At 55.4% G+C, this 13,416-nt stretch carries 9 protein-coding genes; 2 read left to right on the top strand and 7 right to left on the bottom strand.

Annotated features, from left to right (window positions below):
* The first annotated feature begins 24 nt into the window (after window positions 1–24).
* Window positions 25–630 carry a toluene tolerance protein gene (locus tag ACI7MX_RS04065; protein WP_405585139.1) on the top strand — a complete coding sequence of 202 codons (606 nt, stop codon included), beginning with the start codon at window positions 25–27 and terminating at the stop codon, window positions 628–630.
* On the opposite strand, the gene ACI7MX_RS04060 is transcribed toward ACI7MX_RS04065, so the two are convergent.
* The 7 genes from ACI7MX_RS04060 to ACI7MX_RS04030 all read right to left on the bottom strand — a co-directional run bounded on the left by ACI7MX_RS04060 (window position 616) and on the right by ACI7MX_RS04030 (window position 8,820).
* Complete coding sequence (locus tag ACI7MX_RS04060) at window positions 616–1,722, bottom strand: glycosyltransferase (RefSeq protein ID WP_405585136.1); 1,107 nt, start codon at window positions 1,720–1,722, stop codon at window positions 616–618. The two genes, ACI7MX_RS04065 and ACI7MX_RS04060, sit on opposite strands and share 15 nt — an antisense overlap.
* A gap of 44 nt (window positions 1,723–1,766) precedes the next feature.
* Window positions 1,767–2,528 carry a glycosyltransferase family 2 protein gene (locus tag ACI7MX_RS04055; protein ID WP_314484325.1) on the bottom strand — a complete coding sequence of 254 codons (762 nt, stop codon included), beginning with the start codon at window positions 2,526–2,528 and terminating at the stop codon, window positions 1,767–1,769.
* Between the two features lie 65 nt (window positions 2,529–2,593).
* Window positions 2,594–3,550: a glycosyltransferase gene (locus ACI7MX_RS04050; RefSeq protein ID WP_405585132.1), complete on the bottom strand. Its 957-nt coding sequence runs from the start codon at window positions 3,548–3,550 to the stop codon at window positions 2,594–2,596.
* Window positions 3,547–4,980, bottom strand: coding sequence for a PIG-L deacetylase family protein (locus tag ACI7MX_RS04045; RefSeq protein ID WP_405585129.1), 1,434 nt, complete (start codon window positions 4,978–4,980; stop codon window positions 3,547–3,549). The genes ACI7MX_RS04050 and ACI7MX_RS04045 overlap by 4 nt, the downstream gene beginning before the upstream one ends.
* A 72-nt stretch (window positions 4,981–5,052) precedes the next feature.
* Complete coding sequence (locus ACI7MX_RS04040) at window positions 5,053–5,949, bottom strand: GNAT family N-acetyltransferase (protein WP_314484317.1); 897 nt, start codon at window positions 5,947–5,949, stop codon at window positions 5,053–5,055.
* Window positions 5,949–7,079, bottom strand: coding sequence for a glycosyltransferase (locus ACI7MX_RS04035; protein WP_405585125.1), 1,131 nt, complete (start codon window positions 7,077–7,079; stop codon window positions 5,949–5,951). Before ACI7MX_RS04035 ends, ACI7MX_RS04040 begins: the two co-directional genes overlap by 1 nt.
* Window positions 7,063–8,820, bottom strand: coding sequence for a carbamoyltransferase (locus ACI7MX_RS04030; protein WP_314484311.1), 1,758 nt, complete (start codon window positions 8,818–8,820; stop codon window positions 7,063–7,065). The genes ACI7MX_RS04035 and ACI7MX_RS04030 overlap by 17 nt, the downstream gene beginning before the upstream one ends.
* 270 nt (window positions 8,821–9,090) lie before the next feature.
* Here ACI7MX_RS04030 and ACI7MX_RS04025 point away from each other — a divergent pair, with 270 nt between their 5' ends.
* Window positions 9,091–13,302, top strand: a complete 4,212-nt coding sequence (locus tag ACI7MX_RS04025; RefSeq protein WP_405585121.1) for a dermonecrotic toxin domain-containing protein — start codon at window positions 9,091–9,093, stop codon at window positions 13,300–13,302.
* Window positions 13,303–13,416 lie beyond the last annotated feature (114 nt).

Here is a 13,416-nt window from a genome sequence, read left to right as displayed (position 1 = left end):
CTGACTGCTCGCTAGGGTTTAACGATGCAATGCTCACGGCTTCCACAAGCCGCCTTGAATCAAATGATTGAAGGCGCCAAAGTTCTTGAGGCCGACAGTTACGGCGCGAAAGTCTACCTGCTGAATGACGGAAATATCGTGAAAGTGTTCCGTCGCAAGCGCCTTTTCTCCTCTGCTTTGTTACGGCCTTATTCAAAACGCTTTATCGATAACGCCGCCCAGCTCAAGAAACTGGGCATTCCAACGCTTACCGTGCTGGCCTTTTATCAGCTCGACGAGCCGGGCAAGACGGCGGTGCTGTATGAACCGTTGCCTGGCGAAACCCTGCGTCAAATTGCAGAAAAAAATGGCTTTGACTGGAAAGACAACCTGCCCAAGCTCATCGAGCTGATACGCAGGCTGCACAAAGCCGGCGTTTACTTCCGCTCGTTGCACTTGGGCAATATCGTGATTACCCCGCAAAATGAGTGGGGGTTGATCGACGTCGCTGACATGCGCTTTTTCAAGGGGCCACTCTCCAAGAAACTGGCCCAACGCAACCTGCAACACTTCTTGCGCTACATCCAGAGAGAAAACCTGAGCCACAAATTTCCGGCTCAGGCTCTTGAAAGCGCGTTATTGAACGGCTGAAAGCTCATCAGCGCATGCCAGCCTAAAACGCTGCCATGCGCTTTGCGGATCCAGCTCTGCATACTGGCTTTCTGCCACCTCTTCAGCCACCAGTGAGGAGGTCATATCAATAGCTTTGGCCCAGGCCCCAACATCATCAACGGGTATGTAATAACCCGCGTCGCCTAACTGCTCATGGAACACTGTCAGATTGCTGGCCAGCACCGGTACTCCCGCAATAACCGCCTCTTGTACAACCAGGCCCAAACCTTCTGCTTGCGAAGGAATCACGACCCAATCGAATGCACGATACAAGCTAGCCACGTTCGCCATGTGCCCCGGCAGCAACACCTTATCTTGCAAGCCCAAGGCGCTCACCGTGGCTTCCAGTGCTGAACGGGCGGGACCTTCACCGATGATCAGCAACAACCGATCAGGGCGGGTCTGCAGGCTTTGAGCAAACGCCCTGATCAAGGTGTCAAAACCCTTGGACTCAACCAGTCGGCCAATGGCGCCGAACACCTGTTGATCGAGGGCGTGAGTTCCGAGCTGCTGGCGCGCCTGTTCCCGCGACACCAGTTGCTCCTTGAAGGCTTGCGGGTCCAGCATGCAGCGCAGAGGCACGACCGCGAGCCCCATTCCGGCTTCAATCGAGGACGCCAGTGTCTGCGACACGGCACATAGCGTGAGTTGCTCGGGTGCAAACTGACGAAACAGGTTCACATCCTTGCGGTCAAGCCGCGTTGATCCATGAAACACCACCACGACACGCACCTGCGGCAATGCACGCAAGGCGGGTAACAGCGCACGCGCCACGCCCAAACCATCCAGCAAGACCAGTCGGGCCTGATGCTTGAGTAAAGCATTGTAAAAAAGCCGGTTACGTAGAGGACGGGACGCCATCCAGACCCCACGGCCCTTCAAAAATCGAGACGCTAAATGCCAAGCTTTGACCTCGCCCAGCACGCCCAGGCATGCCGTCGCCTTGTCCTGCAGCAGCCAGGTTTTGATCAATGTTCCAGGAGCTGCCTGAGCGAGAATCTGTAGGTGAACCTTATGTACAGATGCGTAGGCAGGACCTCCAGACCACATCACATTGATGACACTTTTCATACACTTCCTCGCGGCTTCGACATCAAGGCCTTACCCCCACAGGCTTAGCTGATCAGAACACCAATCACCACACCCAACAGCACGGCACCGAACAGTTTTATGCGCTCTCGACGGCTTCGTCGGGCTTTGCGCAGGCGTTCTTCAGGCACCTCGACATGGGTTCCAAACCCTGTGTGCAAGACCGCGTCGGCCTCCAGCGCCATTGCGATCAGATTCAGTTCTGCATAGCGCTTGGATAACGCTTTTTCGCCACCATGGCCGCTAAAGGGCGCACACAATAGGTAATCTTTGTAACGACGTAATCCCGGATTCAGTGAAAAGCTCTGCCATTCAGGCTTATCGGACAACACCGGATAACACGCCACACCGTCGACCACTTCACGTTTGCCGTAGTGCAGATAGGGACTGTGAATACGCAAGTCGTGGGCATAACTGCGCAACCAGACCTGCAAAACGTTCGGTTTGTGCTCAAGGATGACAATTGAATCCTCGACAAAGCCCGGACGGTAGAACTCCCAGTCGTCCTCGCAATGAAAAATATAAGCAGTGCTTACTTTAGAGTAGGCCAGATCAATCGAAGCCAGCTGCCCCAATTTCGGCTTGTTGACCAAGACCGTACAATGCCCGGCCCAGCTGGGCGGAACAACCGCATGCACAGCCTCGTCGCCAGAGTCTTCAGTGATGATGACTTCACGAATCGGCGCAGTGTTGAAGCGGTCAAAACTGTCGAGCGTCAGCTTTAGCAGATCAAAACGACCGCAACTGGTCACGACCAGGGTGACATCACTTTCTTGGCTGAACTGCACGCCCTTCTCCTGTAATAATTGGTAAATCCCTTTCAGGCTATGCTCAAACCCTTGTTAGGCGGGTCTTAAATACCTGATTTCAAACGCACACGGTCCCACCAGGACAGCGGTGGATGAGGCCGTAAAGGCGGCTGCAATGCCTCAACGATACGTTGGCCAATGCGTGCAAAGCTGTAACCTGAAACAGCCAAATCACGCCCTCGACGAGCAATGGCCTCGGCTAACTGCGGATCACTGCGCAAACGGGCGAGTTTTTCCTGCAGCTGGGGAATGGTTCGGTAAAAAACCACGTTTTGCATATCTTCGAAACCCAGCGCGCGGTTTTCTTCTTCGCCCTGATCAAAGGCCAGCAGCACACAACCGCAGGCCATCGCTTCAAAATTCTTGATCATGTATTCACCCATGCCTACATCCGCACTGACAAAAAAGCGGATTCGGTTAAGGGTGTCACGGTATTCATCGCCGGACTTGGTGCGTGTCACCACTAGCGGCTCAACACTGGCCAATTCGTCAAGCAAGGCTTTGCGACCACTGTAGGCCACGCTGTTAGTGCTGCCGACAAAAGCCAGTTCAATGTCGCGTTCGCGCCCGAAGTCCTGCAGCAACGTCTGATCGTACCCTTTAGACACGAAAACAGCGTCAAAGCCTTCCTTGCGCAGGCGCTGAGTGACCATAAAGCCCGAACTGATGACACGAGCCCAGGGCAACTGCCGGTAATGCGCACTGAATTTGCCGGTGTACTTGCATTCGATGTAATTCTGGTAAGCGTCGTGCTCAAGAATCACCAGATTCGGCAACGTACGGATAAAGCCCACCTGACGGATCTCCTGCTTGAAGCGCAGAAAAAAAACAATCCGGTCATAACGGGTGACATCGACCTCACGATGGAAATAGCGGCGCAGATGGCGCTGCTCATCACTGCTCAGCCAGCGGATATCGCAGTCGCAATGCGCCGCAACACCTTCATACAAGCGATCCAGAATGGCCCGCTGGTCTTTCTGTACTAGAAATAGAACTTTCATGGTTTTCCTTGCGGCGCCGCAAGGCGCCAAAACAGCTCATGGCGGCGCACGGCTTTACGAAAGAATTCATTTTCGCCGTAAGGCGAGGGCTTTCTGCCCGCCAAGAGCGTTTGTATCAGACGCCGAAGCCGCCGTTTGAACGGCGCGCGAGGTTGCAGGTCGTGCATCATGCCCAGCGCCATCGCTTTGTCGCGTTGTTGGGCGAGGTTCAGCGACACGCTGTAGGGCTGCAGCTCCTGTTCAGGATCGAAAACCGGGGGCAAGGCGATCCCATCCCCGCTATTGCCCATCGGCCAGCGGTCATTGTCGTGCAAGTGATTGGCATACCCCAGAACAGTGAGCGGCTGCCACTCAAGCCCTTGAAGCGCTTCAAATACTGCCATCTGTGCGCAGACATGATCCGGGTGCGGGTCCAGTGTCGGGTGCGGTAAAACGATCACCTCGGGGCGAGCCTGCGCGATGAGTGCACGCAAGTCCGCCAACAGATTGTTCCAGGTAGGCGCACCATCCCTATCACCGGGCAGCGGGAACGCGTTGAACTGGCGGAACAGACGCGTATCGCACAGATCAGCTTCGCGAGAAGCGATCGGTTCGTCTGGCGCTGCCTGCATGGCCTGCAGTTGCATGCAAAAGTAGCCCAGCTGCGCGCAGTGGGTTTCGGGTACGCCCGCCCAACGCGGTACAGCCAAACTGTCCCATGCGCGCAGACGCCCTTTTAGACGCGCAGCTTCCACATGCCCCAGCCCCATGTCCTGATAATGCTCAGTTTCGATTTCGCCTGCCGTCAGTGTGACAATCCAGGCGTCTTTAGCCTGGCTGTATAACCCATAGGCCGCCAATTCGGCATCGTCGGCGTGAGGCGCAATGACCATGACCCGCTGCTGACGGTAATCAGGTTCGCGAAAAACCCACAGCTGCGGGGTGTGAAAACGACAACAATGTCCGCGAAGACGCAGTGCTCCAGCGCTCAGCGCTGAAGCATTGCCACTCAAATTCAGATAACGCAGGCCATTGACCCCACGTTCGAAGGTCTGCCGATCGCTTGTCTCGCCGCCCGCAAGGTTTACAGACGGGTCGATAAAGCGCCCCAGCCAACCACTTTTAACCTTGAGCGCAAGAATGATCGTTTCGTCGCCGACCAGACAGAGCGGCTGATCCGTATGCAATCGGCCCTTTTCCAGTCTGACCCCGGGTCGCTGGCTGCCCGCAGGAAACTGATACTGGTAATCACCCTTCGGGGAGTAAAACAGATGGTCGGCAAACCAGGCTTCATGGGCCACCCAGCACAGAACCACCACCGCAACGGTTACCCACCAAGGCAACAGCACGGCACAGGCGACTAACACCAATAAGGCCACCAGCAGGCCAAACCGTTTGTTTCGCCGATGACGTTTAAGGAGTTGTTGCTTGCGACTGACAGGTTGGCTCATGAAATGGCTCTTGTAATGTGTCCCGTAGCAGGCGCTGACTGCCGGCGCCTGCCAGTTTTACGTTGCCTCGACTCACACTCGATAGACGGGCACCGGGTTGCACCAACGCTCCTTGTACTCTCGGTCGGCACGGCCGAACGAGAAACGCAGAGGTTTATTAACGTTGCGCGCCTGCTCCCAAGCGGATTGGGTGTTGAGAAAGCTCAACACGCTACCGGGGCTGAAGGCTCGTGTTTCGGGGTCTACACCACCATTGACGTACTCGACGCTGATCCATTGAGGCGACTCGACCCGATACACCAACTGAATGGCAATCGGCGCATCATTGAGGTAAATCACCGAACCGATCAACAGTTCGCGCAGTAACTCGATCACCTCGGCCATACGCTCGGCCCCGGTCGCTACAAACCCCCAACGGCGCAGAAACAGATCGCAGTAGATCGTTGCCAGTTCGGCGCTGGACAGCTCGCTAACAGGACGAATCACGCCGCCGGCCTCTTCCAGCAAACGCAATTCACGCCTTTGGTTGTAACGGAATTTCTTCGACAGCTCTTCCGGAGTGCGTGACATCGCCAATTGCTCGGCTTGCAGCACCAGGTGGCTGAAGCGTCCTTCATTGAGCTGCGACAAATAACGGCCACGATGACGTAACGGCGCGGCTGCATCAGCCGCCGCAGGCAAGATAATCTCGGCATTACCGAGGTCAAACAGGCCTTTTTTGCCCTGACGTTTGAGCACGTCCTTGGACAAGGCCAAATCCCGCCCCCAGGTCGGGATAGCCGCTTTTAGATCGCCGCCTTGCTCCCACGCCAGATAGCGCACCGGGATCCCGGCCAACTGCGCCAAGCGCTCAACAACCATAGGGTGGGTCGCGACGCTGCCGCCAAAACGCTGCCAGGCATCGGCGTAAGCTGAAGCGTCAATCACGCTCCAGCCACGCTCACGCCAGCTTTGAAAACGATTGAGCATCAAGACTCCGCAGTCAGGTCGGTGACTTGCGGCAAGCGCCAAAACGCATCGCGAACGGCTTCATCACTGAATCGCTCATGCAGACGGCCCAGCATGCGCTCGGCGCAGTCTTCACGCTGCTCTTCGGTGAGCATGGCCAGATGTTGCAGGCCTTGGGCCAAACGTTCGGCATCGCCCAACGGGAACAGAATACCCACGCCTTCAACCACTTCGATGGCTCCGCCGCAGGCAGTCGCCAGTAAAGGCACGCCAGCCGCCATGGCTTCAAGCAGCACCATGCCAAAGGGTTCATGATCGGAACTGAGGGCAAATACGTCAAACGCACGGAAATAACGACGAGCCTCGGGAATCTGGCCCAGGAATTTAACCTGATCGCCAATGCCCAGTTCGTTCGCCAGCTCTTTGAGGTCTTGCTCCAGACGGCCCTTGCCGAGAATCGCCAGTAAGCTGCCTTCAGGTAAAGTCGGCAAAGCCTTGGCAAAGCCCTGAATCAGCGTGGCCTGGTCTTTGTCCGGATGCAGGCGCCCAACGTTGCCCACGATAAAGGCATCATCAGGCAGGCCTAATGTTTCACGAGCCTCCAGACGAGGCAGCTGCGCGTCTTGAACGGCATCGATATCGATACGGTTATACAGCGTGTTGATGCGGCCTTTCGGCCACTTGGGCAAGCTTTTACGCATATCGTCGCGCACGGCATTGGACACACCGAGCAGGCTCAAGCGCTTGCGGAACAGGTGCGCCAGCAGCTTGCGGCTGCGACGCTGATAGTCGCCAAAGGCATGATGCACACCAATCACCGGCAACCGCGTCGCCAACAACGCGACATACACCGGCTTGAAGCGATGGGCGATGCAAAAGCTGAAATCGCGTGAAGCTGCGATGTTTCGCAGCTTGCGGATGGCACCCAGCTTCAGGCCACGGATGTCCCTGGAGCTGAATTCCATAAACAGCACTTCGTCAGAAGCGCAGCCCTCGGCCACCTCGGGATCGGCCGCCCCAGTCAGAAAGACCGTAGTGACGCGATACCCGCTGCCTGCAAACAGGCTGGCGTACTGGCGCGCACAGTCCAGAAACGGCCCGTCATAGCCGTGACAGAACTGCAGCACATGACGCTCAGTCGAGCGATTCATAAGTCGGCGCACCTTCTTTAACGACCAGAATGTCTTCCATGATCAGGTACTGAAGATCGGAACCGAAGAACATGTTCAACGCGTCGGTCGGCGAGCAAACCATCGGCTCGCCGCGACGGTTGAGCGAGGTGTTGAGCGACACACCGTTGCCGGTCAAGACTTCAAGCGCCTTCATCATGTCGTAGTAACGCGGGTTATATTCGCGCTTGAGCACTTGGGCGCGGGACGTACCGTCCTCATGCACAACCTCAGGCACGCGGGTCTTCCACTCTTCAGCCACTTCAAAGGTGAAGGTCATGAACGGCGCCGGATGATCGACCTTGATCATCTGCGGGGCCACGGTGTCGAGCATCGACGGGCAGAAAGGCCTCCAACGCTCGCGGAACTTGATCTGCTCGTTGATCCGGTCAGCCACGCCCGAGCTGCTTGGGCAGCCAATGATCGAACGCCCGCCCAACGCACGAGGACCGAACTCCATACGGCCTTGGAACCACGCCACTGGATTGCCGTCGACCATGATCTTGGCGATGTTCTCAGGGGTGTTGTTGATTTTGCGCCAGGCAGGCTTGCCCGGATGACGGGCACACGCTGCGATCACATCTTCGTTGCTGTACGCAGGGCCGAGGTAGACATGCTCCATCTTCTCGACCGGCACGCCACGTGCGTGTGACACATAGGCCGCCGCGCCGACCGCCGTGCCGGCATCACCGGATGCAGGCTGAACGAACAGCTCTTTCACGTCAGGACGGGCAATGATCTTCTGGTTCAGCTTCACGTTCAACGCGCAGCCACCGGCAAAAGCCAACTTGCCGGTCTCTTTGAGAATGTCGCCCAGATAGTAATCAATCATTTGCAGCGACAGCTTTTCAAACAGCGCTTGCATGCTGGCCGCGTAGTGGATGTAAGGCTCGTCGGCGATATCGCCTTCGCGCTTTGGCCCCAGCCACTCGATCAGTTTTGGCGAGAAGTAGAACCCCTTGCCGTTCTCTTTGTAGCGGCGCAGGCCGATGACGTTGGCGTACTCGGTGTTGATCACCAGTTCGCCGTTTTCAAACGAAGCCAGACGCGAGAAATCGTATTTGCTGGCGTCGCCGTACGGCGCCATGCCCATGACCTTGAACTCACCGTCGAGCATCTCGAAACCGAGGAACTCGGTAATCGCGCCATACAGGCCACCCAATGAGTCAGGATCGAAGAACTCCTTGAGCTTGGTGATCTTGCCGTTTTCGCCATAACCGAAGAACGTCGTGGCGTATTCGCCCTTGCCATCGATACCCAGAATCGCGGTTTTCTCTTTGAAACCGGAGCAGTGGTAAGCGCTGGAGGCGTGAGCCAAGTGGTGTTCAACGGGTTCGATCTTGATTTTCTTCGGATCAAAACCCAGTTGCTCAAGGCAGAACACAATCTTGTTGCGATAGCGCTTGTAGCGACGGTTACCCATCAGAATCGCGTCAAGAGCGCGATCCGGGGCGTACCAGTAACGCTTGGCATAGTGCCAGCGTGCCTTGCCGAACAAGCTGATCGGCGCGAACGGAATCGCTACCACGTCAACGTCGGAAGGTTTGATACCGGCTTGCTCAAGGCAAAACTTTGCGGACTCATAAGGCATGCGGTTCTTTGCATGCTTATCGCGTACGAAGCGCTCTTCTTCAGCCGCCGCTACCAGCTTGCCGTCGATATAGAGGGCTGCTGAGGGATCATGGCTAAGGGCGCCGGACAGGCCAAGAATCGTCAATGCCACTGGATTAGCCTCTTAAAAATGCAGGCAGGCGGCGGGCGCCTGAAAAAAGGGTGTGCTGCGCGCAAAGCGCAGAAACAACTAAAGGGCGGGATTATAGCGTAAAGCGCGCGCAAATGACTGTGTGCGATTTTCCGCGCCCTGCCTTCACGACTGGGGCATTCACTCTTTTAACAACAGACATATATAGGCCCAACTCGAAGAGGTATTGCGATTTCCTGTGACAACGCCTTGGCGTGCAGTCAGCACGCGGCAACCCATAGGAGACTGCGTATGTCCGATCATTTGGCAACGTTTAAACGTCTCAGTCACGATTTTCTGAAACTGGCACTCAATACTCCAGACCTCGAACTGTCGCTGGATCATCGACTGCAGGTATTTTTCCCGAAGCTTGCCCAAGACAGTTGCATCCATTTTCTGCATGTCAATCAAGAACTGAGTTCCGCGCGCGGTCAGGCACCCGTCATCACCAGTCAAAGCCTGTACGCGCTCATTGATCAGTGCTGCGTCACACGCCAGGTGCCGACATTCGTTCAGGGATCAACTCATGTTTACAACCTGGATTTCACGCTAGATGAGCGGCATCGAGTCGCGGAAATAAGCCTGCCAGCACTCGAAAAATACCTTGAGTTTGTTATGCACAACATGGATCGGTGCGTTGAAGAGGCTTTGACAGCATTTTGGCAAACACCCAGTGATGATTTTGACCAGCTCACGCCCAAAAACTGGCTGTCTCACTTCACTCAACAGCTGATTTTGGCCGAAGCGGCTCTGCGCCTTGAAGACAAAACGCTCGACTCGCAGACCAAGGACGTCATCGACCAAGCATTCGCCCCGGCCACCGGGCAAGCCCGGCCAATCGGCTTTTATACCGTGTCTCTGACGGATGAATCCGGCCTGCCCGACGTCGCCCTCAATGGCGTGTTTGTCGTCACGGACAACAACCTGCCAATGGCTTTGCCTGATGAAGATGAAACGGCACGTAGGGTCGTGCTTTACACACCCGCCAACGGCCTGGAAGCCTTTGACTCATTGAAAGCCCTGATTCAAGAGTTGAGTGAGCGGCTTGACGATCGCTACCACGGCCAAACATTGCTCGCCTACACGTTTAACCAAGACAGAGCGAACGCCCTGTCGCTTAAAAATGTTCAACTTCAACCTGCCAATCCAGATTTCGCGACGTTCTACAGTTCAGCATTAATTGAGAAACAAATGCGGGATGTAAACACGGCACTGACTCGCGAACGCCCACAAACGATGACCCTGGAGCAGTTGAGTGGTGACATCGACGATGCCCTGACCACGGGCTGCATTCTGGATCCTGGTAGCATTCTGCGATCACGCAATACCCGACTATTGGAAAGCCAACTGCCGACCTGGCTCAAGACAGCGTCCGACACCGACAAGACCCAATGGCGTCTGGCGGTGGAGCGCATGCATCATGAATGGCAAGGTTCGCAGATGGCCGACAGTCAGCCAATCACCGAGGCCGGGCAAAGAAACACCTTGCTCGGCTATGCAAGGCTTAAGCTCAAGCAAAGCATCAAAGCGGATCACGGTCTTGACGTCGACCCCGACGACCTCTTTATTGTGACCACTGAAGCCCTTAAAACCGGCCCATTAATCCTGCCAGGCGGATCCGGGTTTGCCGCAGGGGTCAGCCTGGATAGAACCGGACCACCTATTACCTATCACACTACCCGGCGCACCCTGAGCGAACTCGCGTTGGCCAATGTCGGCGTCTGGGATACCACCTTCGCCCTGACGGCCCGGGTTACGAACGCTGCAGGTGTTAACCATCCGATTCTGACCAGCAGCTACGTAAAAGCACTGGTGCGCGAACTGGACATTGGCGCGCATTACCAAAATCACCTCAAACATTTGCTGATCGATTCCGAACAAGCCAAATGGCGCAAGGACCGCTATATCGCTTTTTATGAGGCCCAACTTCGACTGGATCTGTTGGAAGCCACGCTGGCCGGGACACTGACTGGCGATCAGGCGGCATGGATTCAGGCAGCGCTGGCCCCTCACTCGAACCCCTTGAGCCACAGCGAGCGCATCACCGTCAATTTGTTGATGCTGCGCTACAAGCCATTGCCAGGTGTGCTGGTGTTCAGCTCATCAGCGTCGAAAACCTTGCTGTGCTACACCCCCTGCGCGCCGGAAAACCTATGGTTCTTAGTTGCCCACTCACACAACGAATTGGGCGAGATCTTATCGCGCCCCTCTTTACGCCAGTATGTTTTAAACCGGGTGACCGCCCTGCAGCAGGCTTATATCAAACCGCTGCTGGAGCAAGGGTTGACTGACGCCAACTTGCAACTACAACCCATCAGGCAAAACGTGTTCGAGGATGCATATTTATCTGAAGCGCTATATGCCATCAGGGATGCGGATGAACAGTCAACGTCAACATGGGAAAGCAACCTCAATACCGCAAAAGAAACAGCGCTGTTCGCACTCGATGTCATCTCTTTTGTCTTGCCGTTCAAGGTGCTGCTGCCCATCGTACTGGTGCGTTTTGTCTATCACATCCTGCAAGGTATCGATGCCCTGCAGCGAGATGAACAAAACGAAGCCTTGTTGCAGTTCATGGAGTCCATCACTCATCTCACCGACGCCGCCTCGGATTTTGCCGGTTCCAGCGTGTTCACTCGCTCTATTCGCCAACGTGCCAGGCAACCTCATACCCGCTTGAATCCAAGCGCCGTAAGCCCTCGTTCAAAAGCAGAGCTCACTCTGGTCAAAGGGGAACGCTATGACGCAGGTGTGTACGAGTACACCTCAATGGGCCACACATCACATTACCTTGCAGACAGCAGAGGCAATCTGTACCGCGCCCAGTACGACCACGTGGATCAACTGTGGAGAGTCCTCGACATGCGTAATCCTGCAGCGCCGCACCGCTGGCCCGTCAGTCAGATTTCGCAAGGGCTTTGGGATGTTGTCCCTGCGACGACACCGGCCAACTTTAAACCCGGCATCGACCGCATTGTGCAAAACGCCATAGTCGATGACTTCAACCTCACCCATCAGACCCCGGATATCCGGGGTGTTTACCACGTCAATCAAAGGCATTACATCACGCAAAACAATGTGGTTTTCGAGGTTGTCAGTAATGAGCTGGAATTTGAGTGGTTTTTACAGGTGCCAGGTCAATCAAGTCGAAACCGATTCCTTTACAAGGTCCGATTCGAAGAAGGCCAGTGGAAAATCAAACACCGTCTGCAGGGCGTAAAAAAATGGGAGCCGTTGATCAACAACATCACGCAGCCCTCTGTAAACACATCGTCCGTGCATTACAGCCCCTACGACATACCCAACGAACACAAAAGCGCGCTGCAATATTTGATCAGTAAACGTGCTTTCGACAACACCACTTTCGCCGGGAACCCAGTCATCGACGAGGCCGGTAATGTGTTCATGGCGCTCAAAAACAAACTCTATAAACAAGCACAGGACTTCTTGGCTACAGCACCTGTAAGGCCACGCTTCATGCCTTCTGACATCCCCGCGGATGTCACGCCCGGCACCCTGCTCGACCGTTTCTACGAGCACTCTCAGGGTGTTGTCATCGGCGAAATGCACGCCCACATATCACCTAAAAAATTCCTGATAGATCAAATGCCGGAGCTCGCCCGCCGAGACGTCAAAGTCCTCTACCTTGAGCATTTGCAAACAGATATGCATCAAGCGTATCTGGACGATTTTTTCAGTACCGGCATTCTGCATCCCGAGCTTGATCTGTTTTTGCAAAGGCTCGACAGGGGTCAACAACTGCCCCCTGACACACCCTATACCTATAGTCGCTTGGTGCGTGAAGCCAGAGCACGGGGCGTACAAGTCAAAGCCATCGACTGTGCTGCTTCAGCCTACCCTCAGGGTATTGAAAGCTCGACATACGAACTTATTCGCCAGCAAGTATTCAGTTATTTCGCGACACACACCATCCGCGCACATCAGGCCCAAACCGGTGGGCACAAATGGATAGCACTCACCGGTAACGCTCACTCCAACACCCATGACAGCATTCTGGGCCTGGCCGAGCTTGAAGGTGCCATAGGTCTGCATGTTCGTGACGTAGCCCCGGGGTTCAATCCAGGCTTACGTAAAGAGGTTGGCATGGTCTTGACCCCGGATAAGGAAAACCCTAAATACACGCTGCTAAAAAGCGATTATTGGCTAGAAGTTGCGACTCCTGGCGCCCCCCCTAAAAGACCCGTTCTTAGCGAAATCCAACTGCAAACCAAACTCGGCAAGATAGGCGCCTATACATTTGAGAGCGCCGCGGAGCATGAAGCGCTGCTAATCCACCGCTCAAATAACAACCAACTAATGCGCACGCCAATAAAGACGGACTACGACGGAAAAATCTTTATCGAACGTGACAACTGGCCGCAAGTACACAACAAGCGTTACCCGTTTCTGCATCATTTGATGCAGGACTTGCGCAGGCTGAAGGGGTTGGTATTCATCCCCTGATGTGCGCACTCTCGTCACTGTGGCGCCAGCGTCAACTGTCGCTGTCGCAGCGAAGGTGTTAGATCTCCGGCACAGCCTCGCCACGCTCCGGATTGTTTCGGGCGTAGACCCATC

The organism is Pseudomonas sp. 2024-210 (assembly GCF_045062345.1).
Taxonomy (GTDB): Bacteria; Pseudomonadota; Gammaproteobacteria; order Pseudomonadales; family Pseudomonadaceae; genus Aquipseudomonas.
Note: the sequence above shows the minus strand (reverse complement) of the source record. Positions and strands in the feature narration are given on the sequence as shown.